A 25,486-nucleotide genomic window follows, 5' to 3' on the forward strand; every position below is an offset into this window, starting at 1 on the left:
GCTATTCTACAAAAATGTTGACGCTGGTAGCTCGTCCGGCAGCGTCAACCACGGTCAATGTTGAATAGCCGGTTCCATCCGGTTGCCAGTTCGTTGTCCGTCGCCGCTCAATCTCTGCGATGGGCTTCCCATTGGCAAGCCAGCGGAACGGTGCGCGCCCGCCCTGTAATTTTAGCACCAGCGGCGATGCATTGTCAGTCAGGGCTTTCAGTTCGACATGCGCGCCATCAGGTGGAAACACGATGCGCGGTGCAGGCTCAATCGTGGCTTTGAGAACCGGCAGAGGGTCGCTTGCAGACGAAAAGCGTATCTGCGTCACAGGAAGATCGGCGCGTGCTGTCCGAAATGCGCCAGCAGGTGCACGCGGCAGCGGCACGGAAGCAACCCCTGAACGCACAAAGGCTTCAAACAGGATGGGAGCCGCCGAAACATAGCCCGCAAGGCCCGGCACCGAGCCGCCATCGGCACGCCCGACCCAGACACCCAGCACATAACGCCCGTCATAACCGACCGACCATGCATCACGATATCCATAGGACGTGCCGGTCTTGTAAGCGAGGCCGAGGCGTTTCGCGCCTTGCGGCGGCACGACACCGGCCAGAATATCGCCAATCTGCCACGATGCTTGCTCGCTCAGAATAGGAGCCGATGGTTGCACAGGCTCTGAGCCTTCGGTGCCGTCACGAAGTGCTGCACCGCGACCGCCATTGGCAAGGCCAGTATAAAGCTGCACCAGATCGCGCAGGCTGATGCCCGCGCCACCAAGGCCGATTGCCAGACCCGGCGCTTCGCCTTTTGGCAGTTGCAGATTGACCGCCGCCTGACGAATGCGCGTGGTGAGCCGTGCAGGGCCAATTGCATCGAGCAGGGTGATGGTCGGCACATTCAGCGACATTTGCAGCGCCTGACGGATGCTTACATCGCCCTGATAGCTCATATCGAAATTGCGCGGACGATAGCCTGCAAAATCCTGCGGACGGTCCTCGATGATGGTTTCCTGCGCAATCAGTCCCTGCTCGAAGGCCAGCCCATAGATAAAGGGCTTGAGCGTTGAACCCGGCGAGCGCACGGCCCGGGTCATATCGATCCAGCCCTGCCGCTTGCCATCGAAGTAATCAGCGGAACCAACCTCACCCAGAATATTGCCATTGCGACTGTCGGCCAGCACCATGGCGACCGATACTTTTGGCCCAAGCTTCGCAGCAGCTTCGCGTGCCACAACTTCAAGCCCAGCCTGCACCGACTTCTTAAGCGTCAGCTGATGCCGGGCCTCGGTCGGCGCCTGTTTCAAAGCGAGATCGGCAAAGTGAGCGGCCAATGAAGGCAAGGGATGACGCGTCGCGGATATGCGCTCACGCGATGCGCGCTCGGCTTCTTCGCTCGTGAAAACATCAGACGAAACCATGCGTTTTAGAACGCGATCCCGCGCAGCAACCGCGTTTTCCATCTCGCGATCCGGGCGGCGGCGCTCCGGCAATTGCGGCAGGGCCACAAGAAGCGCTGCTTCCGATATGGTGAGGCGCAGCGGCTCCTTGCCAAAATAGGCTAACGATGCCGACCTCACACCTTCCAGATTGCCGCCATAGGGCGCGAGTGTCAGATAACGTTCGAGAATTTCAGACTTGCTCAGCCGTCGCTCAATTTGAACTGCACGCGCCAGCTGCCGGAACTTGGAGCCGAAGCTGCGGCTTTCGCGCGGCTCGATAAGGCGTGCAAGCTGCATGGAAAGTGTGGAACCGCCGGAAACAATACGGCCGCTCCCTGCAAGCTGATACGCAGCCCGAAGAAGTGCTGTGAAATCAATGCCGCCATGATCGTAAAAACGCTTGTCCTCATAGGCGATCAGCATCTTCACGAATTTCGGATCGACATCTTCGATGCGGGTATTCAAGCGCCAATAGCCGTCCGGCGTTGCATAGGCACGCAGCAAAGCGCCGTCGCGATCCATAACTTCGGTGGAAATGGTCAGCCGTTCCGGCAAAGGCGGAGGATAGGCGCGGTCGAGCCAGTCAAGCCCGACCACGGTTCCGAGTCCAGCGACGCCGAGAAACGCGGCACCGCCAATCGCTATTTTCCAACGCCTTTTCATTTGTTTGGCCATGATCTTGTCCGGAAACCGGTTCCCACTTTTCGGGATCATGGCTTACGGTGCCGCCACCTCCATCATGCTTGTCGCCGTGCGCGCTGCAAATTGCGGACGATACATATCCTCAACCGTTGCTGCCGGATGGGTGTAAAGACCCGGCGTCACCGCACGCACCACATAAGCCAGCGTAATCGGCTTCTTCTCGCCTGCAGAGCGGTCAAAAGCGGCCACAAAACGATCATTGCGGAATTCGAGATGCGCTGCCTGTGTGCTTTCCAGCCATGGGAAATTGCCAAGATCGGCACTGGAAACAAGACCCGGATTGTCGATCTCGAAACCAGCTGGCAGCAGATCGGTCACAAGCAGACGCGACTGCCATTCCTGCAGATCGTCGATTTTCAGAACAACAACATAGCGCTCATTCTGATTGACCCCGGTGACATTGGCCGGCTCGCCATCAAGCGTATAATAAGTGCGCTCGATGTTGAAACCTTCTCCACCCGCAGGCAGTGACTGAGCGGGTGCTGCAACAGCCGTGACGACCGCATCAACCGAACCCTGCCCCTTGTTTGTGACGACCAGCGGCTGCGTTTCAAGGGCTGCCCCATTGAGACGCTCGGAGAACGCGCCCTGATGCGCTGTGCCATTGATGTCGAGGCTGATTGCGCCATTGTCATCCTGAAGCCCGCGTGCTGCAAGCAGCATCCATGCCTGATCCTGCGTGCTGAGATAACGTGCCTTTTCGCGCTGGAACTCGACCAGCGTAATCAGCGATGGCAGCACTTTCGGCGCAGGCTTGGTTTCCGAAGCAAGAGCCAGCATTGCCGCGCCATCACGCAGCGGCGAACCATAATCGGAGCGATTATAGTCATAGCTGGACTGGCTGGTTGCGAGCTGGAGCGACGCATTGAACACGCGTTCCGAACGCGGCTGATCACCATAAAGAGCAAGTGCTGCACCAAGCTGGGCAACGGCCATCGGGCTTGCAAAGTTTTCAAGCTGGGTATCGGCAAAGTAACGCAGATCGCCAACTGAAGCCTTCTTGTTGCGTGCCAGAACATAGAGCGCATAGGCAATGTCGTTGCCACGTTCCTTGACGTCGGTGGTATAGCCGAGCGCATTTTGCAGATTAGAAAGCGCAGACAGCATCGCCTGCTGCGGCACGTCATAGCCCTTTTCGCGGGCACGCGTCAGGAAGTCGGTCACATAGGCGTCCATCCAGAGATCACCCGATCCCGGCGACCAGAGACCAAACGAACCGCTTGAAGACTGGTTGTTGAGCACGCGGAAGATGGAATCCTGTACGCGCTTTTTAAGTTCTTCCTGACTTTCCAGACCCGCTGCCGCTTCCGTACCTGCAGCCATTTCGCTCAAATAAAGCAGCGGCAGTGCGCGGCTGGTGGTCTGCTCTGTGCAGCCATAAGGATAGCGGTCGAGCGCCATCAACAATGCTGGCACATCAAATGCGGCACTTCGCGTCACACCAACGCTGACAAAAGCACCATCAAGCAGGCTTTCAGACAGAAGGCCACCATCGACTCTCACACTTCCGCCATTGGCCGTGAGATTGACGACATGGCGGCTTGTGACCGGCAGATCGACCGGACGCACCGGCAATGCCAAAGCCTGCTCAACATTGAGGCCTGCATCGTTGGAAAGCCGGATCGTCACACCACCCGCACCCGTGGCCACAGCATTGAGTGGAACGGTGATAGACTGCCGTTTGCCACCTTTAAGCGCGATGCTTTCAGGGTAGGAGCCAACCTCAACACCGAGATTATCAGTGGTCTCAAGGCTCACACGATAATCGCCGTCCGGTGCATCCGTATTGGCAATATCGAAGCGGATATTGGCCTGATCGCCAGGGGCCATGAAGCGTGGCAGACCAGCGGTGATGACCACAGGATCGCGGATGATAACATCGGTCACCGCATGGCCAACAGCCTTCTTGGTCCATGCAACCGCCATGACGCGCGCGGTGCCGTTGAACTGCGGTATGTCGAAAGTGATAGTTGCCTTGCCGTCGCTGTCGAGTTCAACAGGACCGGAGAACAGCGCAACCAGCTTTTCGGTGGGCGGGCTGCCTTCCGCTGCCATATTGCCACCATCGCCACCTGTGCGCAGCTTGCCGGTGACGCCGAGCGAACCATCGATCAGGCGACCATACATATCGCGCATTTCAAGGCCGAGCTGACGCTGGCCGAAGAACCAGTTTTCAGGGTTCGGCGGCTGATAGCGTGTCAGATTCAGAATGCCGACATCGACTGCCGCGACCATGACATAGGCCTGTTCGCCACCCGCATTTTCAACCGAAACCGGGATGGAAAGTGTGGAACGCGGCGTGATCTTTTCAGGCGGGGTCAGCTTGACTGCAAGCTGCTTGTCGGCAGGATCGACCTTCAGCCATTTAAGACCAATCGCACGGGCTGGCATACGGCTTTCAATAGCCTCACCCGGACGGAACAGCGTTGCCGTTACATAGGCGCCCGCACCCCAATCCTCACCCACCGGAATATCGATGGTCGTGCCACCTTCCGGCACGCTTGCGGTGATTGTCTTAAGCAGCTTTTCCGCACCAATGGTGATGAGCAGCTCACCGGCAAAACGCGGGGAGATTTTCAGTTCTGCCGTGTCACCTGCCGCATAATGTTCCTTGTCGAGCGCGATTTCGAGCCCGTCCGGTGTTTCGGTCGAGGTTGAGCTGACAAACCAGCCCGCATCGAATTCATAGCTTGTGGCCGGGCCGGAAGCATCAGCTGTTTCGATTTCCAGACGGTAACGGCCCCAATCGACCGGCAGACTGATTTCAGCCTCGCTATCGGTTGTAAGGTCAATCTTGCCGTTGGCAATCGCCTTGGTGAAAGTGACCGGCTCATAGTTCCAGCTGTTGCCACTGCGATACCACTGATAATTACGCTCGATCTTGACCAGCGACCATTGTGCGCCATCAAGCGCCTTGCGATCACCCTTGCTGTCAGAGGCGATCAGGCTGAACTTTGCAGTTCCGCCCTGCGGAACTTCATCGCCAGCAAAATCCGGGCGAATGCCGATGAGATCGGTTTCCGGCTGAATGGCCACATCGATCTTGCGCTCAACCGCACGACCGCCGGTTTCGCGCATACGAACGGTCACGGCTGCATTTACGAGACGCGTCGTTGACGGCATTTCATCGACTGTAACCGGGAAAGTCGCCTTGCCATTGTCATCGACTTTTGAAAGGCCATCGAGCGGCAGGCGCGTGGCTTCGCCCTGTTCTTCATCGGCGAGGCCGAAGTAATAGCCCTTGAAGCGGTCCCACTGACGCTTGGTCGAAAGTGTGACTTCGCCTTCAAGCGCAAGACCGGCGGCAGGCGCGCCATAGAGGAAACGACCGTCCACGGTGATATTGGCAGTTTCGCCAACAGCGATTTCCGGCTTGTCAGACGTCAGATCGAACTCGATCCGGTCCGGCACGAAATCTTCAACCAGGAACATCTGCGTGGCAATCGCTGGCTGCTTGGGATCGGTATAGACCGAAACATTCCAGGTGCCGCGCATGGCGTTCGACGGCAAGGTCAGGTCGATGGCATGACCACCGGCCAGTTTGCTATCGGAAACAAGACGGCGATCTTCCACGCCATCGGGACGCGTGAAGATGAAGGTGAGCGGCAGATCATCGATTGCAGTTGCGGTGTCGTCACGCGCAAGCGCGCCTACATGCACAACTTCGCCCGCACGGTAGATACCGCGCTCTGTCCATGCATAAAGATCAAGCGCTTTCGGCACGGCACGACCCGTCACACCACGATCGGAAAGATCGAAACCGGCGCGCGCCATATCGAGGAATGTGAAATCCTCATCATCGCTACTTGCCATCAGCACCGCTGGCACCATGCCGTCTGTGCCGCGTGTCAGTCCCGGCGTAAACGTCGCACGGCCATCGCTGTCGGTGGTCGCTTCGCCCAGCACTTCATTGTTGCGTGCAAGCAGCGTCAGCTTCACGCCTTTAAGCGGCTCTGCGCTTTCCAGCGAACGGGCAAACACATTGATGCCGTCCTGTCCGGTATAGGTCGAAAGGCCGATGTCGGAAACGACAAACCACTGCGTTGCCTTGGTGCCATATTCATCATCGGACTTCTGAACCAGCGGCTCGGCGGTCAGCACATAGACGCCAGGCTTGCGTTCCGGCAGTGCTTCATCAACCGGGAAACTGGTCGTTGCTTCCTTGTTCAGCTCATTGCCTGCAACCTCGATCTCACCCTCCCAGACAGGCGCACCCATCTGATCGGAAACCGTGCTGATGTCGTAGCTGTCCAACTGGCGCAGAAACTGATAGCCGGAGAGAAGTTGTGCCAGCGAACGGTCGCCAACGCGGTAGAGCTTGACCTTGGCTGTACTCAAATTGACGCTGACCAGCGGAATGCCGCGACGGGCTTTCGCAGGCAGCACAAAGCTGTCGCCGGTAAAGCGCACCGATGGCGCGCGGTCCTGCACATAAATCGAAAGATTGACCGGAGCTGGCAGCACTTCGCCAACAGCCGATGGCAGACCCTGACGGAACGTCACCGTATAATTGCGGCCATGTTCCAGACCCTCGACGCAAATCTGGCGATCCTTGGCATCAACGGCTTTTGGCGCGCCATTATCGAGTGTCACGAAGCTCGAATAATCGACACCGCTTTTCACCAGTTCTTCCGAGAACTGCGCGCAGATGCGCGGCGCGGCATTGTCATTATCGACCGTATTATTGACGATGCGGAAGCCTTTGCGGGCTTTCAGATATTCATAGGCGTCACGAACGGATGCGGAATTGACGAGATCAAGGCTCGCTTCATAAGCCTGCAAGGCCGGGCGCGATGCATCGCGCTTTTCGAGTGCCTGCGCCATGACGGCAAGCGCTTGCGCGCGCTCATCCTTGGTGCGTGAGGTCTGATAGGCAAACCACGAGGCCGACGTCGCATCGCGCTGGAATTTGGAGCGTTCCTGACCATTGGACGGCTCGGTCGCAAGCGCTGACAGTGCATATCCGGCCCAGATTTCGCTTTCGTCCGGCGACATGCTGGCAGCCAGTCGGAATTTTTCCATTGCCGTGCGCGGATCGCCATTGAGAGCAGCAGCGGCGGCTTCGCTTTTCAACGTGCTCAGCCCCTCAGCGCTATCAGTTGAGGTAAGCTCCTTTTTCAGGCGACGGGCTTCGTCAATCAGATTGGCGGCAAAGAAAGAGATCGAAGGCGGAGCACCAATATCTTCAGCTTCGCGGGCAGCAGCAGACTGCGTCACGACCTTGCCGGCGATGGAGCCGACAGAATGGTTGAGGGTGTTGAAATCCGACTTGAGAAAACACCATTTTACCTTCGGATTATAAGTGAAGGCCCCGCAAGCATTGTCACCGAGGCAGGCGCTTTTGCACTGGTCAAGCGAGATATTTTTTTCTGTGCGCAAGTCGAAACCGAAGTAATCACTATCTTTGGTGATTTCTATCCGTCGGGTTTCGGCGGCTTGCGTGCTGTGTGGACCCGCCGACAGGCAGACGGCGACTGCAAAGGCCCAGAAAAGCCGGTTGAAACCAATACGCATTTGCATCCCCTCACGACGACCGGAGTCTTTTCCAATTCTATTAGAAATGGCGAAAATAATTAGGCTCATGTGAAGCCTCACCGCGACAAACTGTCAAGGCGAATAGGGGATATCTACAACTATTAGGATATTCTGACAGGTGAAAGGCGTTCTGCGACGCGAGCGCGGCGCAGGCCGTTTTGCAAGTATTCTAGATGATGCCGCCATTGGCACGCAATGTCTGGCCGTTGACCCATGTTCCATCCGGTCTGGCGAGAAACGCGACGATGTCAGCAATATCCTGCGGTGTTCCCAGTCGCTCCAACGGACTCATTTTCGCCATGCGCGCAACGAGTTCTTCGGATTTGCCATCCAGAAAAAGATCGGTCGCCGTGGGGCCGGGCGCAACCGCATTGACGGTGATGTTTCGACCGCGCATTTCCTTAGCCATGATGGCTGTCAGCGTTTCAACTGCGGCCTTGGTTGCGGCATAGATACCGTAATTTTCCAGTTTCAAGCCTACGACGGAGGTGGAGAAATTGATGATGCGACCATTGTCGCGAAGGCGTTTACCTGCCTCCCGCATGGTATTGAATGTGCCTTTGAGGTTGACCGCGACGAGATTGTCGAAATCCGCATCCTCGGTCGTGGCAAGAGCCGACAACTTCATGATGCCAGCATTGTTGACGAGGACGTCCACACCGCCAAAAGCGCCCTCGGCAGTATCGAACATTCTTTTTACTGCGGCAGGATCGGCGACATCAGCCTGTGCGGCTCGCGCAATGCCACCAGAAGCCTCGATCTTGCTAACCACCGCATCGGCAAGAGCGGCGTTGCCTGCATAGTTGACGATAACGGTAAAGCCGTCCTGGCCCAGTCTTTCGGCAATGGCCGCGCCGATACCACGCGATGCTCCCGTCACGATGGCAACTCTGTTTTTCATATTGGACATTGTCTGCTCCATTTGGTCGGTCAGATTTTTTGTAACTGACAGAATGATCGCACTTTTCCGAGGTCGCTTAATCGGGCATTATTTGTTATTATTATCCGGAAATAGCGAACAATCAGATGGATAGGTTTGAAGCAATGCGGGTGTTCACCCGCGTATTGGAACGACGCAGTTTCACTCTGGCTGCTGAAGACCTGGGGATTCCGCGTTCGACAGTCACGGACGCGATCAAGCAGCTTGAAAAACGATTGGGCGTACAGCTATTCCTCCGAACCACTCGTCACGTCAATCCAACGCTTGACGGCCAGGCCTATTATCAACGCTGCATAAAAATTCTCGCCGATGTCGAAGACGCGGAGAGTGGATTTTCTGGAGCAATACCCAGGGGCTTGCTGCGCGTGGATGTGCAGGGTACGCTTGCACGCCATTTTTTGCTGCCGGAACTGCCGGCCTTTCTGGAAAAATATCCCGAGATTGAATTTTATATGACCGAAGGGGACCGGTTCGTCGATCCGGTTCGAGAAGGCATTGATTGCGTATTGCGGGTCGGCACATTGCCGGACAGCGATATGATAGCAAGACGCGTCACAACACTCGATGAGGTCACCGTCGCGTCTCCTTCCTATATAGCGCAATTTGGAGACCCCGGACATCCAGACCTACTGGCTGATGGCCATCGGATGGTTGGCTTTCGAGCCAGCGGTAGTACGGCGCGCATGCCATTGGAATTCACGATCGACGGCATGCTGAAAACAGTCATGATACCGGCCTTGGTTTCAGTCAATGCCGCTGAAAGTTACACAGCGGCGGCCTGTCTGGGGCTCGGCATTATCCAGATCCCCCGTTACCATGCGATGAGGCATATCGCTGATGGAAAATTGGTGCAGATACTCGCTGCCTATCCGCCAAGCTCATCACCCGTATCTGTTGTATATCCGCGTGATCGCCAACTGTCTCCGCGCGTCAGGGTATTCATTGACTGGCTTGTAGCAATATTCGTTCTTCCGGGTGATTATGATCGTTAACTCATTATTAATAATCCGGAACAAAGCGGCTGTTTACGTGTTAGAATAGAACATACAGAGATGCAGAACGCACATCGCTACGCACCGTGGGAGGGAGGGCAGAGATGAGCAACATTCTATTCTGGACCGCTTTGGTAATCGTGCCCGTGCTTTTGGGTACGGCCTATGCCTATCTACAATCGATCCGACACCGGGACGATTTCTGAGCATAGGTATGATTTCGTAGAAGCTGCTCGCACAGCTATGCGAGTGGTGACACGCGTTCAAATTCTTGCCGGTTTCAGACGCGTTCGCTCGCGTCAGGATAGTTCTATCGCATAGAATTTTGTATCGACTGCCATGAGGGGGAAAACTTTCCGGGAGGTCTGTGCGGGCTATTTCGCAGAACCGTTCTTCTCATAAAATCGATGAGCGCCCAGAAACCAGTCAGTCGTTGATGCAGCCATCGACTTCCGCTACCCAGAATTCACCGTTTCCCTGACGATAAAAGCCATTCACGTCTCGCAGGTCCGGTTGATCTCCTGCGGTGTTAGGGATGTCGAACTCGTTTTGTTGTATAGGCAGAATTACCTTAAAAACACCTTCCGCGTCATCTGTCTGGAACGGTCGAATTCTGATCAGGCCCATTTTGCTCGCCATATTACTACCACCCAACTCACCAACGAATCTGCTGTGATTTTATGCTTCAATCGATCTGCTTCTTCGGTTTTGGGTCAAGAGGAGCTCATGCACTGCCGGTAGTGAGGTTTCTCTGAGATAAAGTTAATATTTGCCCCATTTTGAAACCTCCGATGTGTTGCAACTATTGTCTGATTTTATCAGGGTGACTCCATCAATGGTTGTTGATATCGCACATGAAAGCATCCCCCTATTCACGGGGGGTAGAGCGGTTTTCGTAATAAAATTCGTGGCTTACGCAGTAGAATATATCTGAATCAGGTTTACTCTGCAGGAATGGAAATCATATTGGGTCAATCGATGGGTTTGCTTTGTTTTCTTGATTATCTTTTTTATGTAGAAGTATTTTCAGTTTTTGTCTGATATTTTGCGTTGCCTAATGAAAGAAAATGCCCTTCTATTGTTGCGAGTAGCGTATCGCAGGTAGCTGAGGGGTTTCAATGCATCGTCGCAAGACCGGTTCGTGCGCGTTCCATTTTTTATCCAGTACAGCGTTGATATCGCTGGGCGCGGTTTTGCTGCAAAGCACTCCGGCCGCTGCCGCATGTTTGTTTTCACCGACACTTGGCGACGACACATTCATTTGTGATAGCGGCACGTCACCCGGCGGCCTTATAGACCTCAATGGTAACAATACGTTGCTTTTGCCGAACGGAGGAACGGGAACCCTGAATGGAAATATTACGTTCGGCTCCGGTGTAGATCGAGTGGAGGTCCATTCCGGTTTGATTGTGGGTAGTGTCAATCAGGGCGATGGTCTTAATAGTTTTCTCATCTCGGGTGGAAGGGCTACGGGCAATGTTCGTCAGGGAAACAATATAGACGAGTTCCAGATAACGGGCGGCGAGATCGGCTCGCTCAATCAAGGCAATGGTTACGACCGTTTTTTCATGTCGGGCGGGCGGATCGTTGATGCGTTTGATGACGGCGAGGTATGATCGGCGGCAATATCAGCATCAGTAGCGGAACCGACAGTGTAACGATGACGGGTGGCACGGTTGCTGGCGATGTTTTGCTCGGCTTCGGCAATGATCAGTTCTCATGGAATGGCGGTGGCATAATCTATGGGAAGATCGACCTCGGCCCAGATAACGATACTGCTGTTCTTGCCAATCTGACGGATGCCAATATAGGCGCGACCAAACAGCTTACCGGTGGTGAGGGGAGTGATGTCCTCACATTCAGCAATGTAAAAACCGGAAACGTCGCCCGGTTTGATAGCTGGGAGACAATCAACCTTACCAATGACACGCGGCTCGTATTCGACAATGCTCTTACACTAGGCGATGCTGGAACCCGAACGGGAACACTCAGTATCGATGCGACGAGTACTGTTTATGGTGGTGGCACAAAGAGCGGTGTGAATCCCTTCACTGCGGGTCAGTTAGCCAATGTTTACAACGCTGGGCGTATTGATCTCACCAACGGTGGGATTAACACCACCGACGCATTTACGATCAAGGGCAACTATGTCGGGCAGAACGGTCTTTTGTTTGTCGATACTGTTCTTGGTTCCGATAATTCGCCTTCTGATAAACTCGTGATCAATACAGGTGTTGCATCAGGCAGCACCAGTATTGCTGTGACGAATGTTGGTGGGGCAGGTGCCGCAACGAATGCGGACGGTATCATGGTCGTGGAGGCGCTGAATGGTGGTTCCACCAGTCAGAATGCGTTCTCGCTGAATGGTCGTGCGGCAGCCGGCGCTTACGAATATTTTCTGTTCAGGGGCGGTGTATCGGCGAAAACGGCCGAGAACTGGTATCTGAGATCCACGTTGGTGCGCGGAAGCGATCCACCCGCTGCGACGGATGGAACCGCTGTCGCGCCGGAAGAGCCAGAAACAACCGCGCCGCCACCTGCGCTTGAACAACCGCCAGCGGTGTTGCCCGTCGACCCCAATGACGGAAACCCCGACGACACATCAACTCCTGTAACTGAAGAATCTCCTGCGCCTCACGCACCTCCACCCCCAGTGTCGGCTGAAGCACCCAACCCTCCTGATAACACAACGGGGCAGCAACATGATGTTGCACTTCCCTTTGATGGCGCAGTTCCGCCTTCGCCCGGAGCAACGCGGGTGAAGGGCGACGTTATACCGCTCTATCGTGTGGAAGTGCCGGTTTATTCGGCTTTGCCACCTGTCGCGCATCATCTGGCTCTCTCCACTCTGGGCACCTTCCATGAACGTCGCGGTGAACAAGATTTGCTAGAAGCTGCCGGATACCTGCCTTCAAGCTGGGCCAGAGTTTTCGGACAAGACATCGACATGAAATGGAAAGGTACAGTCGCTCCAGGGCTTGACGGAAAGCTCTTTGGTATTCAGGCTGGACAGGATATTCTGGGCCGCGAAACCGATGGCGGACATTTTGACCGGTTTGGTCTATTCTTCGGTTATGCCCGTGCTACTGGCGACGTCACCGGGCAAGCGCTCGGATGGAACGATCTCGCTGTCGGTGATCTGGAAGTTACAGGTACGAGTTTCGGCGGATATTGGACTCATGTCGGGCCGCAGGGCTGGTATCTCGACGCCATACTTATGGGAACCTGGTTCGGTGGAGATGCGACCTCGAATGAAGGTCAGAGTATCGATCTCGATGGGCATGGGGTTACGGCTTCGCTTGAAGGCGGGTATCCTATCGCTCTGAGCGAAAGCTTGACACTGGAGCCGCAGGCGCAATTGATCTGGCAGCGTCTCTCGCTTGACGATCAGGCTGATCGATATTCTTCGGTATCGTTTGACACAGACGATGCGTGGACTGGACGTATCGGGTTCAGACTGCAGGGCAAACAGGATACAACCGTCGGAAAACTACGGCCATATCTGAAAGCCAATCTCTGGCAGAACTTTTCATCAGACCAGTCCGTGCGTTTTGCCACCGATCCGATTGTAACCGACCTCAAAGGCACTTCGCTGGAACTGGGGGGTGGGCTGACTTTAGATATTACCGAGAAAGCCAGTCTGTTTGCGACAGCGGACTACACGACCAATCTTGGTGGCGAGCGCAACCGGATATGGGAAGGTAATTTGGGGCTGAATATAAAATGGTAAAGACAATGGCTGTCGAAACTGATCGCCAATTACAGAGGAGGGAACAACGGTAATGGGTAGACGCGCATATGAAAAGCTCGCGAGAATCTGTGCATCCCTGAACACGTCCGAACAGGAGCTAGCCCACTCTCTCGGTATTTCGCGAGTTGCGCTGAAAGCGATTGATCGCACGGACGCGCCTCTTTATCTGCGGCTGGCGCTGGCTGCTTTGGTATCGGAAATGGACCCTGATAAAGTGCTGAATTCCAAGCGCGGGAGTTCAGAAATGGAAAGGCCTCTTCACCTCTTGTCGGCAAGATAATGGTCTGGATTCATAGGTTTCAAAGGTGTTGGTTGTGGCAAAATCTTTCGCCTTACTGCTTTTGATTGGACTGTTTTGTTATCCGCAGTTGGCTGCCGCGTCCTGTACGCGAGCAGCCGGTGCAGCGGATCTGATGACGCAACGCCAACTTTCAGCGCTGCGTGCGATGGAACGCAGTCGTGGTTGTAAGGGAGACGATGGACGTGGAGGTTTCTTCAATCCGTGCCGTGACCTTGCTCAACGCATTGCCGAAATCCAGCGGCAGCTTTCATCCAGTTCGCTTTCTTCTCGGTCATGCGCTGAACAACCGGCTGCCAGTCAAACCACAAAAGTGAAACTTGATCGACCGAAAGCCTCGTCCGTTGCCACGAACAACAAACCATGGGTACCTAACGGTATCAAAGGTGCTTTGACTTATTGTGTACGTCTGTCGGATGGCTATCTGTTTCCGGCCCCGCATTCGCAGTTTCAGAAATCCGACAATGTGACAGAAGCAATGGCGCAATGTCGCTTCATTTGTCAGGGCGAGAATGTCGATCTGTATATTTTGAGCGATCCGAATGGTGAGACTGCGGATATGGTCTCAGTTTCCAGCGGCAGGCCCTATATCGAGTTGCCCACGGCCTATAACTATCAGGGTGGCAGTGATTTCAGGAAATGTGACTGGGCCGGTTATGTCGGCAAGATCAGCGAGTTACGCGCCAGTAACAGAGGCAGTCGTGCGTTCAAGAACGTCGTTGTTCCGATGCCGGATACACGCCCCGCCCGCAATGAGGATGCCAGTGTTTCGACAACCTCTTTTGCGCCCCTAACCGACCGCAATGTACGTGTTGTCGGTCCAGCCTTCATTTTCGATGAAGGTGAAGGACACACGAAACTCCCTATACACTGAGGATGCTGTACTCCATCATCCCAAGGTCAATTAGAATGAGACGTGTCGCGATTGAGACTGAGCTGCTTGCTTTCAGTCTGTAACCTCCCTCGAGCGGGTGTTTTCAATATATGCCCGGGAACTATCGATCATTGCATTGTTTGAAATCTGTCAGTGTTGTTCGACCTGGAGGAGGTAGACATGAGCAGGAACCGTGGCGTCGTTTATTTGCGACCCGGCAAAGTTGAAGTGCGCGATATTGAAGATCCAGCGTTAGCGGCACCGGACGGGCGGAAGCTGGAGCACGCCGTTATACTAAAGGTAATTTCGACCAATATTTGCGGCTCGGACCAGCATATGGTACGCGGACGCACCACAGCAATGCCGGGCCTTGTACTTGGACATGAGATCACAGGTGAAATCATCGAAAAGGGTAGCGATGTCGAGATGCTCGATGTGGGCGATATCGTATCGGTACCGTTCAATGTCGCTTGCGGACGCTGCCGCTGCTGTAAAACACAGGACACAGGCGTTTGCCTGACGGTTAATCCATCACGTGCCGGCGGTGCTTACGGATATGTTGATATGGGTGGCTGGATCGGCGGGCAGGCCCGCTATGTTATGGTTCCCTATGCCGATTTCAATCTGCTGAAGTTTCCTGATCGGGAGCAGGCGATGGAAAAAATCCGCGACCTGACCATGCTGTCCGACATTTTGCCGACTGGCTTTCACGGTGCAGTCAAGGCTGGCGTCGGGGTCGGTTCGGTCGTTTATGTGGCGGGCGCGGGGCCGGTCGGTCTTGCCGCGGCAGCATCCGCACGTATTCTGGGTGCTGCAGTCGTCATGATCGGTGATTTCAATAAAGAGCGCCTCGATCATGCGCGGAAGGTGGGCTTCGAGCCTATCGACCTTTCAGCAAGCGATCGTCTCGGTGACATGATTGCAGAGGTCACAGGAAGCAACGAAGTCGATAGCGCTATCGATGCTGTCGGTTTCGAGGCGCGCGGCCATAGCGGTGGCGAGCAACCAGCGGTCGTGCTGAACCAGATGATGGAGATAACGCGCCCGGCTGGAGCTATCGGCATTCCGGGACTCTACGTCACCGAGGATCCAGGTGCGGTCGATAATGCTGCGAAACAAGGTAGCCTGTCACTTCGTTTCGGTCTTGGCTGGGCAAAGGCGCAGTCATTCCATACAGGCCAGACACCAGTGCTGAAGTATAGTCGTCAGTTGATGCAGGCTATTCTCCATGGGCGTCTGAACATCGCGGAAGTTGTTAATGCTCAGGTCATTTCGCTGGAGGACGCGGCGAAAGGCTATGAGAGTTTCGATCAGGGCGCCGCGAAAAAGTTCGTTCTCGATCCGCATGGTCTTGTGAGTAAGGCAGCCTGATCCAAACGTATTCTGAATTATGTAAAAAGGGCATCCTTATGGGTGCCCTTTCTGTTGGCATATAGTCGCAACCTGTAACGTTACAGATTCAAGGAAAATCGATACTCGCTAATCAATTTCGATGGGGACGAAGTGTAAGAAAGCACATTCACATAAAGAATTAAAACTTTAGAAAAATTAGTTAATTCAACGAATTATCTCATATCTAGCTACTAAGTCGGTGTTGCTGAGAATTAAGGGCTTGCAAGAAAAGCCATTTTGAATACCATACCTGTAACGTTTCAGATTTGGGAGGATATGAAATGTTGTCTGGAAGAGCAAAAGTACTTGCTGCATCCGTTTGTCTGACTATGACAACGTTAACAATGGCCGGGCCGGTTTCTGCGGCCGATCTGGAAGTCACGCATTGGTGGACATCTGGCGGCGAAGCTGCTGCGGTCAAGGTGCTGGCCGAAAAGTATGAGGCGCTTGGCGGTGACAAATGGGTTGATGGCGCCATTGCCGGTAGCGGTTCTACTGCGCGGCCGATCATTATCAGTCGTATTCTCGGCGGCAATCCCATGGGAGCCACCCAACTCAATCACGGACGGCAGGCCGAAGAGTTGGTCCAGGGTGGCTTGATGGCTGATCTGACGGAGCTTGCAGAGAAGGAAGGTTGGGCTGAGTTCATTCGCCCGAAGAGTCTTCTGGAATCCTGCACTTATGAGGGGCGTCTTTACTGCGTACCCTTGAATATTCACTCTTGGGAATGGATGTGGATCAATCCGCAGGCATTCCGTGATGCTGGAGCCGAGCCGCCGAAAAACTGGAATGATCTTGTCGCTGCCGGTCCCAAGCTCAAGGAAAAGAACATCGTGCCGTTGGCAACCGGCGATGGTTGGCAGGTCAACGGTATGCTGACCGTTCTGACAACCGCAATTGGCGGTAAAGACCTCTATCTGAAGGTGAATAAGGATAAGGATGCCGAGGCCGCACGTGGCCCGGAAATGAAAAAGGTCTTTGAAGCTCTGGCGGAGGCACGATCACTAGCCGATCCGGGTTATGTCGGTCGTTCATGGAACGAGGCAACCAACATGGTGCTGACCGGTCGCGCAGGTACTCAGATTATGGGCGACTGGGCGCAGGGCGAGTTTGGTACTGCGGGCAAGGTTGCAGGCAAGGATTATGACTGCCTGCCCGGTCTTGGTATTCACCAGTATCTTGATACCGGCGGTGACGCGATCTACTTCCCAAAGAATAAAGATCCGGAAGTTACCAAGGCGCAGCTCAAGCTGGCAAGCATGCTCGTTTCCAAGGAGACGCAGGTTGCTTTCAACCTTGCCAAGGGTTCGCTTCCAATCCGTGGCGATGTTGATCTTGATGCAGCTTCAAGCTGCATGCGTGCCGGTATCGATATTCTGAAGAACCCGGACAATATCGTCCCGTCTGTGGAGCAATTGCGTGCGCCGGATACGCAGGGGCAGATCGAAAGCCTGGCAGCCGAGTTTTTCTCCAATCCCGACATGACGGTCGATGATATTCAGGAACGTTTTGCGGAGATTATCGAACAGGCACAATAGTCTCGTTCAGCTCTTGCGCCGTCGATGAGGAGGACGGTGCAAGATTTCCCGAAAGCCGGGACAGGGAGGAACATTATGGCCGTCATTGGCGAAGGTTATAGGCGCAAGCCACCGGGAATATTTCGCAATCTCAATGCGAAGGTTGCAGCGATTCCGATGATCGCGACCGTTCTCGTGGTCTTTATAGGTTGCACGCTCTGGACGGTCTTCTATTCCTTCACATCTTCCAAATCGCTGCCGACATGGAATTTTGTCGGATTCGACCAATATATGCGCCTGTTTTCCGCAACCCGCTGGCACGTGTCGGTCCGCAATCTGGCGATCTATGGCATCCTTTGCATGGGATTCTCGCTTGTGATGGGGTTTGTGCTCGCAGCACTGATGGATCAGAAAATCCGCTTTGAAAATACGTTTCGCACGATCTTCCTTTATCCCTATGCCCTGTCGTTCATTGTGACGGGTCTCGTCTGGCAGTGGATATTCAATCCGCAACTTGGTTTGGAGAAGGTCATTCGGGATATCGGCTTCGACAATTTCCAGATGGCTATCCTGTCGAGCCGCACCTTCGTCATCTATGCGATTGTCATTGCCGGGCTCTGGCAGATGACGGGTCTGGTCATGGTTCTGATGCTGGCTGGGTTGCGCAATGTTGACGATGAAATCTGGAAAGCTGCGCGTGTTGACGGCATTCCTAAATGGAAAACCTATCTTTTCATTATCCTCCCGATGATGCGCCCAGTTCTGGTGACGACCGTCGTATTAATCGCGACAGGTATCGTCAAACTTTATGATCTGGTTGTTGCCATGACCAATGGTGGTCCTGGCATCGCATCGGAAGTGCCGGCAAAATATGTCTACGACTTCATGTTCGGCTGGGCCAATCTGGGGCAGGGTCTTGCCGCTTCTACGGTCATGCTGACCACTGTTCTGATCATTCTCGTTCCGTGGACGATGCTTGAATATAGCCGAAGGAAAGCCCGATGACGGAAGCTGTCCTGAACAGGAAGATGCCAACAAAAAATGAGGCTGTAGCAACCCGGATCCGCCCAGCGCAGAGGCCGGCATCCCAACCCTGGGGTCGCAAGCCGAAACGACGCTTTGCGCCTGCAACCATTATGCTCTACAGCGTCCTGTTTGTTGCTGCGGTCTATTACCTGCTGCCGCTCTACGTGATGGTCGTCACATCGCTGAAAGGCATGCCTGAAATCCGGCTGGGCAATATTTTTTCACCGCCAGTCGAGATCACATTCGAACCATGGATCAAGGCATGGAGCCAAGCTTGTACCGGCCTTTATTGCGAAGGCATCAGCGCGGGCTTCTGGAATTCCATCAAAATCACCGTGCCGAGTGTGATCGTTTCCATCGCTATCGCTTCGGTCAATGGTTACGCACTGGCAAACTGGAAGTTCAAAGGATCGGAAATCTTCTTTTCGGTCCTGCTGTTCGGAGCATTCATTCCGTATCAGGTCATGCTCTATCCGCTCGTTATCATTACGCGCGAACTTGGAATATTCGGTACGCTGACCGGCGTTGTCTTCATCCATACCATCTTCGGTATGCCTATCCTGACGCTGTTGTTCCGTAATTATTTTGCAGGTCTGCCGCCGGAATTGTTCAAGGCTGCCCGTGTGGACGGTGCCGGTTTCTGGCGCATTTTCTTTCAGATCATGCTGCCGATGTCGCTGCCGATCTTCGTCGTCGCAATTATTCTGCAGGTGACTGGTATCTGGAACGACTTTCTGTTCGGCGTGGTGTTTGCGGGAACGCAGAATTTTCCGATGACTGTCCAGCTAAACAATATCGTCAACTCCATGCAGGGTGTGAAGGAATATAACGTCAATATGGCTGCCACCATTCTCACAGGTGCTGTGCCGCTGCTCGTTTACTTTCTTTCAGGCCGTTACTTTGTTCGCGGTATCGCTGCCGGCGCAGTGAAAGGATGAAATCATGAGTTCAAGCGTTTCCATCCAGGATCTGTCGCTCGGCTTCGGCTCGGTCGAGGTGCTGCAGAATCTCAATCTCGAAATCGGGGAGGGTGAGTTCCTCGTGCTTCTTGGACCTTCCGGCTGCGGCAAGTCCACACTGCTCAATTGCGTGGCGGGCCTTCTCGATATCTCCGAAGGCAGCATTTACATCAAGGGACGCAACGTTACGTGGGAAGAACCGAAGGATCGCGGCATTGGAATGGTGTTTCAGTCCTATGCGCTTTATCCGCAGATGACAGTCGAAAAGAACCTTTCCTTTGGCTTGCGCGTCGCCGGTCTGCCGAAAGCGGAGATCGACAAGCGCATCAAGCGTGCTGCCGAGATTCTCCAGATCGAACCCTTTTTGCAGCGTAAACCTTCAGCGCTGTCCGGCGGTCAGCGTCAGCGTGTCGCAATCGGCCGTGCTCTGGTACGAGACGTCGATGTATTTCTGTTTGATGAACCGCTTTCTAATCTTGATGCAAAATTGCGCTCAGAACTGCGGGTCGAGATCAAACGCCTCCATCAGAAGCTTGGCAATACGATGATCTATGTCACGCACGACCAGATAGAAGCCCTGACGCTGGCGGATCGCATTGCAGTGATGAAGGGCGGGGTGGTCCAGCAACTGGCTGATCCGCTGACAATCTACAATCGGCCGAAAAACCGGTTCGTCGCAGGTTTTCTCGGCTCGCCGTCGATGAATTTCTTTTCCGGGGAAATTACGGTCACACAAAGCGAGCCCGTATTCCATATCGGAGAGACTGCTGTGCGGCTCGACGGATATGACGGGAAGCTGGCGCCAGGACAGAAGGCGATCCTCGGTGTTCGTCCAGAGCATATCAGGCTTGACGTCGAAAACGGCTTTGAAGCGACCGTCGATCTGGACGAGCCGATGGGCGCCGACAGCCTTGTCTGGCTTCGCTTGAACGGTCATCCGCTATCCGCGCGAGTGGAAGCCGGTAAACGCTATCGGGCAGGCGAGAAGGTTAGGATCGGTTTCAAACCTGACGCCCTGTCACTTTTCGATGCCCAAACGGAGGAGAGGCTTTAGATGAATAGCGAAAAACGCTCCCCTTAACAGCCTCCTGCAAGAGGCGAAACTATTGGCTTTCAATGGACGGCACGAAGATCGCTTTGGGCCGCTGGGACTTTTTGACCTCAGGAAAGCCCGATACAAATCAGGACAGAGTTTGAAGGATGAGGACATGAACGGATATTCCTATCAACTTTACAGCTCCCGTAACTTCCAACCGTTAGAGCGCACGCTCACCATGCTGCGTGATCTCGGTTATCGCCGGGTGGAAGGCTATGGCGGAATTTACGGCGATCCGGTTCGCTTAAAGAAAGATCTGGACACTTTGGGGCTCTCCATGCCTACCGGACACTTTGGTCTGGATATGCTGGAAAACGAAGTCGACCGCGTTCTGGAAATTGCCAAGGTCACCGATATGAAGGCGATTTTCTGCCCTTATCTCGAGGCAGATCGCCGCCCGGATAGCGTTACCGGTTGGCAGGAGTTCGGAAAGCGCTTGACAGCAGCCGGAGAGCCTTATCGTAAGGCGGGCTATGCGTTTGGCTGGCACAACCACGATTTTGAGTTCCGTCCTTTGGCTGATGGCTCAGTGCCACAGCAGCATATTCTTGATGCTTCGTCCGATCTTGTATGGGAGGCGGATATTGCGTGGATCATCAAAGGTGGTGCCGACCCGCTGGAGTGGATCGGGCGCTATGGCGACCGCATTCTTGCGGTCCATGTCAAGGACATCGCTGCAACCGGTGAGAAAATCGACGAAGACGGCTGGGAAGATGTCGGGCACGGAACTGTCGATTGGGCCGCATTGTTTGCGGCTTTGCGCAAGACGCCTGCCTGCTATTTCATCATGGAACACGATAATCCATCGGATGACAGCCGATTTGCGAGCCGTTCCATCGAAACCGTCGCGAATTTCTGAGTTGGAGAACGAAATGACCAAGACACTTGGTGTCGGCATTATCGGTTGTGGCAATATATCCGCAGCCTATTTGCGGCTGTCTCCCATGTTTCGTGGCATCGAAATTAGGGCCTGCGCCGACATTAATCCAGCCGCAGCCAATGCGCGTGCGGAAGAGTTTGGCATAAAAGCGCAGACTATTGATGCGCTACTTCAGAATGACGATATCGATATTGTCGTAAATTTGACAGTTCCCGATGCCCATTATGCCGTTACGAAGCAGATTCTGGCTGCAGGCAAACATGCTTACTCGGAAAAGCCACTGGTTCTGTCGATGGCACAGGGGCTGGAACTGAAGGCGCTTGCCGACGGTCGCAATCTGAAAGTGGGATGTGCACCCGATACGTTTCTTGGCGGTGCACACCAGTTGGCACGCCGCGAGATCGACAACGGCAATGTCGGCCGCATCACGTCGGGCACATGCCATGTCATGAGCCATGGCATGGAGCACTGGCATCCGAACCCTGACTTTTTCTTCCGGCAGGGTGGCGGGCCGATCCTTGATCTTGGGCCCTATTACATCGCCAATCTCGTCAATCTCATCGGGCCGGTGAAGCGTGTTGCAGCTTTGACTTCTGCCGCTACACCAACTCGCACGATCAGTTCGGAACCGCGCAACGGCGAAACCATTCCGGTAGAAACACCGACAACCATTCACGCATTGCTGGAATTCGAACAGGGGGCAACAATAACCCTTTCAGCGAGTTGGGATGTCTGGGCGCACCGCCATGCGAATATGGAACTGTATGGCACCGAAGGATCGCTCTATCTGCCGGATCCCAACTTTTTTGGAGGGGAAGTGCAACTGGCGAAGCCAGGTGAGCCGGTTAAACCAGTCGAGAATTGGGAGCACCCCTTTGGTATTGCCAATGAGCAGCATTCGCAAGGTATGATTGCCAATTATAGGACGGCGGGTCTGGCAGATATGGCGGCTGCCATTCTCGACGGTTGCGATATGCGTTGTTCTCTGGAACGTGCACTGCATGGGGTCGATGTCATGCTGGCGATTCTAAAGTCGGGCGAAGAAAAGCGTTTCATCGATATCGAAACGCGCTGCACTCGCCCGGAAGCACTCGATATTACCGCAGCAGAATCCTTGCTGCGACCAGCAGAGAATAGAAAAAAGCGGGCGGCAAACTGACTTTGCATCGCTCCTCCCGAGCGATAGGAGGCTATTCCGATCCTGCGGGATTGGAGTGGCCTCCGCCCATTTTTTAACCGCCCATTTTTTAACCGATTGTCTGCAAGGACCTGACATCGACACCATTGATCCGGCCCAGGATGGCTTTACCAAGTTGTTGCCCGGCCAGCTTGAAACTCTCCTCGACGACAATCAATCCCGGGCGAAACCAGTGCAAGATTTGCGTCGACTGCTTGGCTGCCACATCGACTTCATTGCCTATATTCAATCCGGCATCTTCGACACCGGCGACGATTGCCAGTGCCGCGGCGCTGCCGGAGCAGATGATACCGTCCGGTCGATCAGGTCTTTTCATCAATTGAGCAATTTGCTGCCGCAAGTCCTCAAGAGGCGTATCCAGATCAACGCCCTCAAGTGGCGATCCGCTGCAATGAAAAGCACGCAACCCTTCATAAAACCCACCTACCATATGCCGGTAATAGGTGAGGTGTGGGGGCGGGGTTAACAAAGCAAGCCGCTTTCGTCCGCGTACGGACAGTTTTCCGACCATATCCAGCGCGAAAGTGAAATTGTCAAAGTCATGAAACGGGTGCTCGACGCCCGCATCTGTGCGACCGTGCGTGGCAAATGGAAAATCGTGTTCCGTCAGATAATGAACGCGCTGATCGTCCGGTTCTGTACGTGAGAAGATAATGCCGTCGGCTGAACCTGTTTCCACGATGTATCGGATCGGCTCGATCGGTGCCCGCGAATGGAAATAGGGCGTAAGAATGAGATGGTATTGCGTTTCAGCCAGAACATCCGCAACACCATGAATGACCTGGCTGGTAAAGCCCATGATCTCGTCTTGCGTATTCAGGACGAGCGCAATGACATTTGTCTTGCCGGTCCGAAGTCGCACACCGGCACGATTGGGGCGATAACCGATCTGCCGTGCGATTAACTGCACCCGCTTGCGTGTTTCCGGTCCGATTTCCGGTGCGTCCTTCAGGGCGCGTGAAACGGTCGTCACACCGAGACCGGTCATGAATGCAATCGTCTTCAGCGTCGGGCGTTCGTTCTCGAGGAACGGTTTGGCTGGATTTTGCGGCTTGGAAGCCTGCGGGCTCCGTTTTTCATTCATGCGCATTTCGTCCAACAGCGAGGAGCGACGTGTATAGATAAAGATAGAATTATCTTTATCTATCAATAGCTTGTTTTGTAAGTCTTGTCATCTTTTATGATGTTGCATTGGCGTTTCCGGTATCATTTTAGACGCAATTTATTGCGTGTCTCAGGCGCTCGGCTCATTAGGCTTTCTATCCTATCGGGCTCGGTCATCGCCAGCGATACGGACTTCTCCATATTTGCTGTTTTGACTGGATTGTCATGATAATATTTCAGTATAATAAGACAATCCAGGATATGTCATGATGGAGTCGGCTGGCGAATGTGGGAACCCATATTGGAAATGCGCAAAGGCGTGACCAAGCACCGGCTTTTAACGGACAAAATTATCGATGATATCGAGAAAGGCGTTCTGCTGCCCGCAACGCGTATGCCGACCCATCGAGATTTGGCCCACAAGCTCGGGCTTTCGGTGCAGACAGTCAGTATCAGCTACAAGGAGGCGGAACGTCGTGGCTATCTACGTGGAGAGGTCGGTCGAGGAACCTATGTCTGCAACCGTGTGACGGAGCGAGCCGATCGGTTTATGCTTGACCGGGATCCCAGCGGAACCGCAGATCTGTCAATCATTCGGGCGGTTTATACAGAAGCGCACGAAAATGCATCGCGTCGCCTGTTGGAGGAAATGAGCCAGTCGGACAATGCCAGCTTCATGCGCCCGTGTCGTCCGATTGCGGGGTTGGATCGGCATCGCGCTGTCGCCAGGGACTGGCTGCGCGGCCTATCGGTAGACGTCGATCCGGGTCGGATCATCATCACGAATGGTGCTGCGCATGGGCTGTTTCTCGCTGTCGCTGCTGTCGTTCAACCTGGAGAGGTAGTGCTCACGGAAAGCCTGACTGACCATGGCATTATCGGTCTTGCCAATGTACTTGGGTTCACTCTGCGGGGACTCCCGATTGACGAGCAAGGCATTCTCCCCGATGCGCTTGAAAGCGCCTGCAAGGCCGGTGACGTTCGTGCGCTCGTGATGATCCCGACGCTGGGCAATCCGACAAGCCATCTGATGGGAACCGAACGCCGTATTGCAATTGCTGAAATAGCGCGGCGATATGCCGTATGCGTCATCGAGGATGAAGTTTACAAACCCATTCTTGAAGAGAAACTGCCCTCGATGCCGGAACTTCTGCCTGAATTGGGCTTCTTTGTAACAAGCTTCACCAAGACGGTCATGACCGGGTTGCGCACTGGTTATCTCGTTGTTCCGACCCAATATTCCATTCGGGTTACATCCATTCTGCGTGTAACGAGCTGGAGTGGGGTCAATCTTATGGGTGAAATGGCCAGCCGCTGGATCGAAGATGGCACGGCGGCGGAACTGATTGCAATGCAGCGTAGTGAACTGCGATCCCGTCAGGCACAAGTTACCGATATTTTGGGTGCGCATGTGGCGGGCAGCAATCCGCTGTCGCTTTGTGCCTGGCTGAAAATTCCTCACAACTGGTCGGAGGATAGTTTGGTGCGCGCGCTTGCCAATAAAGGTGTAGCAGTCACGCCGTCCGATCCTTTTGTGGCGGGCGCTGATCGCGCTAAGGGCGGCATTCGTATCTGCCTTGGCGGACGGCTCTCACGCTCGGCTTTGCAGATGGCGCTTGAGACGATCCGCGAGACTTTTGCCCAGTTGCCGCCTGTCTACGATGTGGGGTCAATCGCCTAGAGCATTTCCTGTTTTGGAGCATAATCCGACTGGAGTGAAACGAGGATCGATAAAGTTATGCTTGAAATAGAAGAAGTTAGAGCGCCGATCTGATCCAATCAGATCGAAATGCGCT

General features: G+C 54.3%; 14 protein-coding genes and 2 pseudogenes. 11 read left to right on the forward strand and 5 right to left on the reverse strand.

Annotated elements, in window-relative coordinates; all coding sequences use genetic code 11:
• Window position 1: 1 nt before the first annotated feature.
• From pbpC to FIB18_RS13390, 3 genes are all read right to left on the reverse strand, one after another.
• A complete protein-coding gene (gene pbpC / locus FIB18_RS13380; protein WP_140021189.1) occupies window positions 2-2,101 on the reverse strand; it encodes a penicillin-binding protein 1C in 2,100 nt (699 codons plus the stop codon).
• A 42-nt stretch (window positions 2,102-2,143) separates the two neighbouring features.
• The gene (locus tag FIB18_RS13385) at window positions 2,144-7,642 is read right to left on the reverse strand and encodes an alpha-2-macroglobulin family protein (RefSeq protein WP_174977424.1); all 5,499 of its coding nucleotides are present in this window, start codon (window positions 7,640-7,642) and stop codon (window positions 2,144-2,146) included.
• 190 nt (window positions 7,643-7,832) lie between these two features.
• The gene (locus FIB18_RS13390; protein WP_140021190.1) at window positions 7,833-8,573 is read right to left on the reverse strand and encodes an SDR family oxidoreductase; all 741 of its coding nucleotides are present in this window, start codon (window positions 8,571-8,573) and stop codon (window positions 7,833-7,835) included.
• A gap of 116 nt (window positions 8,574-8,689) precedes the next feature.
• Between FIB18_RS13390 and FIB18_RS13395 the strand changes: the two genes are divergently transcribed.
• On the forward strand, window positions 8,690-9,595 hold the full coding sequence (locus FIB18_RS13395; protein ID WP_140021191.1) for a LysR family transcriptional regulator: 906 nt from the start codon (window positions 8,690-8,692) through the stop codon (window positions 9,593-9,595).
• Between the two features lie 299 nt (window positions 9,596-9,894).
• Here the strand turns inward: FIB18_RS13395 and FIB18_RS13400 are convergent.
• Window positions 9,895-10,222, reverse strand: a pseudogene (locus tag FIB18_RS13400) (hypothetical protein).
• A 491-nt stretch (window positions 10,223-10,713) separates the two neighbouring features.
• Here FIB18_RS13400 and FIB18_RS13405 point away from each other — a divergent pair.
• The 9 genes and pseudogenes from FIB18_RS13405 to FIB18_RS13450 all read left to right on the forward strand — a co-directional run bounded on the left by FIB18_RS13405 (window position 10,714) and on the right by FIB18_RS13450 (window position 22,547).
• A pseudogene (locus tag FIB18_RS13405) lies at window positions 10,714-13,325 on the forward strand (autotransporter domain-containing protein).
• A 434-nt stretch (window positions 13,326-13,759) separates the two neighbouring features.
• Window positions 13,760-14,518 carry a DUF2865 domain-containing protein gene (locus FIB18_RS13415; protein WP_235894892.1) on the forward strand — a complete coding sequence of 253 codons (759 nt, stop codon included), beginning with the start codon at window positions 13,760-13,762 and terminating at the stop codon, window positions 14,516-14,518.
• 180 nt (window positions 14,519-14,698) lie between these two features.
• Window positions 14,699-15,889: a formaldehyde dehydrogenase, glutathione-independent gene (gene fdhA, locus FIB18_RS13420; RefSeq protein ID WP_140021193.1), complete on the forward strand. Its 1,191-nt coding sequence runs from the start codon at window positions 14,699-14,701 to the stop codon at window positions 15,887-15,889.
• Between the two features lie 302 nt (window positions 15,890-16,191).
• The gene (locus FIB18_RS13425; protein WP_174977425.1) at window positions 16,192-17,448 is read left to right on the forward strand and encodes an ABC transporter substrate-binding protein; all 1,257 of its coding nucleotides are present in this window, start codon (window positions 16,192-16,194) and stop codon (window positions 17,446-17,448) included.
• A 75-nt stretch (window positions 17,449-17,523) separates the two neighbouring features.
• Entirely contained in the window at window positions 17,524-18,432 is a 909-nt protein-coding gene (locus tag FIB18_RS13430; RefSeq protein WP_140021195.1) for a carbohydrate ABC transporter permease, read from the forward strand.
• Window positions 18,429-19,391: a carbohydrate ABC transporter permease gene (locus tag FIB18_RS13435; RefSeq protein ID WP_140021196.1), complete on the forward strand. Its 963-nt coding sequence runs from the start codon at window positions 18,429-18,431 to the stop codon at window positions 19,389-19,391. The genes FIB18_RS13430 and FIB18_RS13435 overlap by 4 nt, the downstream gene beginning before the upstream one ends.
• 4 nt (window positions 19,392-19,395) lie before the next feature.
• Entirely contained in the window at window positions 19,396-20,466 is a 1,071-nt protein-coding gene (locus FIB18_RS13440) for an ABC transporter ATP-binding protein (protein WP_140021197.1), read from the forward strand.
• Between the two features lie 154 nt (window positions 20,467-20,620).
• Window positions 20,621-21,367, forward strand: coding sequence for a sugar phosphate isomerase/epimerase family protein (locus tag FIB18_RS13445; protein WP_140021198.1), 747 nt, complete (start codon window positions 20,621-20,623; stop codon window positions 21,365-21,367).
• Between the two features lie 13 nt (window positions 21,368-21,380).
• A complete protein-coding gene (locus tag FIB18_RS13450) occupies window positions 21,381-22,547 on the forward strand; it encodes a Gfo/Idh/MocA family protein (RefSeq protein WP_140021199.1) in 1,167 nt (388 codons plus the stop codon).
• A gap of 88 nt (window positions 22,548-22,635) precedes the next feature.
• Here the strand turns inward: FIB18_RS13450 and FIB18_RS13455 are convergent, their stop codons facing one another.
• Window positions 22,636-23,670, reverse strand: coding sequence for a LacI family transcriptional regulator (locus FIB18_RS13455; protein ID WP_174977426.1), 1,035 nt, complete (start codon window positions 23,668-23,670; stop codon window positions 22,636-22,638).
• A gap of 306 nt (window positions 23,671-23,976) precedes the next feature.
• Between FIB18_RS13455 and ehuR the strand changes: the two genes are divergently transcribed.
• Window positions 23,977-25,371 (forward strand): MocR-like ectoine utilization transcription factor EhuR, encoded by a 1,395-nt coding sequence (gene ehuR / locus FIB18_RS13460; RefSeq protein WP_140021201.1) that lies wholly within the window; start codon window positions 23,977-23,979, stop codon window positions 25,369-25,371.
• Window positions 25,372-25,486: the final 115 nt, after the last annotated feature.

Source organism: Brucella pecoris, assembly GCF_006376675.1.
Taxonomy (GTDB): Bacteria; Pseudomonadota; Alphaproteobacteria; order Rhizobiales; family Rhizobiaceae; genus Brucella; species Brucella pecoris.

Bases quoted from the DNA above. Each gene is read 5' to 3' on its own strand.
- FIB18_RS13390 (WP_140021190.1), bottom strand. From the start codon at position 8,573: ATGTCCAATATGAAAAACAGAGTTGCCATCGTGACGGGAGCATCGCGT.
- FIB18_RS13395 (WP_140021191.1), top strand. From the start codon at position 8,690: ATGGATAGGTTTGAAGCAATGCGGGTGTTCACCCGCGTATTGGAACGA.
- FIB18_RS13440 (WP_140021197.1), top strand. From the start codon at position 19,396: ATGAGTTCAAGCGTTTCCATCCAGGATCTGTCGCTCGGCTTCGGCTCG.
- FIB18_RS13425 (WP_174977425.1), top strand. From the start codon at position 16,192: ATGTTGTCTGGAAGAGCAAAAGTACTTGCTGCATCCGTTTGTCTGACT.
- pbpC (WP_140021189.1), bottom strand. From the start codon at position 2,101: ATGGCCAAACAAATGAAAAGGCGTTGGAAAATAGCGATTGGCGGTGCC.
- FIB18_RS13385 (WP_174977424.1), bottom strand. From the start codon at position 7,642: ATGCGTATTGGTTTCAACCGGCTTTTCTGGGCCTTTGCAGTCGCCGTC.
- FIB18_RS13435 (WP_140021196.1), top strand. From the start codon at position 18,429: ATGACGGAAGCTGTCCTGAACAGGAAGATGCCAACAAAAAATGAGGCT.
- FIB18_RS13450 (WP_140021199.1), top strand. From the start codon at position 21,381: ATGACCAAGACACTTGGTGTCGGCATTATCGGTTGTGGCAATATATCC.
- FIB18_RS13445 (WP_140021198.1), top strand. From the start codon at position 20,621: ATGAACGGATATTCCTATCAACTTTACAGCTCCCGTAACTTCCAACCG.
- fdhA (WP_140021193.1), top strand. From the start codon at position 14,699: ATGAGCAGGAACCGTGGCGTCGTTTATTTGCGACCCGGCAAAGTTGAA.
- FIB18_RS13455 (WP_174977426.1), bottom strand. From the start codon at position 23,670: ATGAATGAAAAACGGAGCCCGCAGGCTTCCAAGCCGCAAAATCCAGCC.
- ehuR (WP_140021201.1), top strand. From the start codon at position 23,977: ATGTGGGAACCCATATTGGAAATGCGCAAAGGCGTGACCAAGCACCGG.
- FIB18_RS13430 (WP_140021195.1), top strand. From the start codon at position 17,524: ATGGCCGTCATTGGCGAAGGTTATAGGCGCAAGCCACCGGGAATATTT.
- FIB18_RS13415 (WP_235894892.1), top strand. From the start codon at position 13,760: ATGACGCAACGCCAACTTTCAGCGCTGCGTGCGATGGAACGCAGTCGT.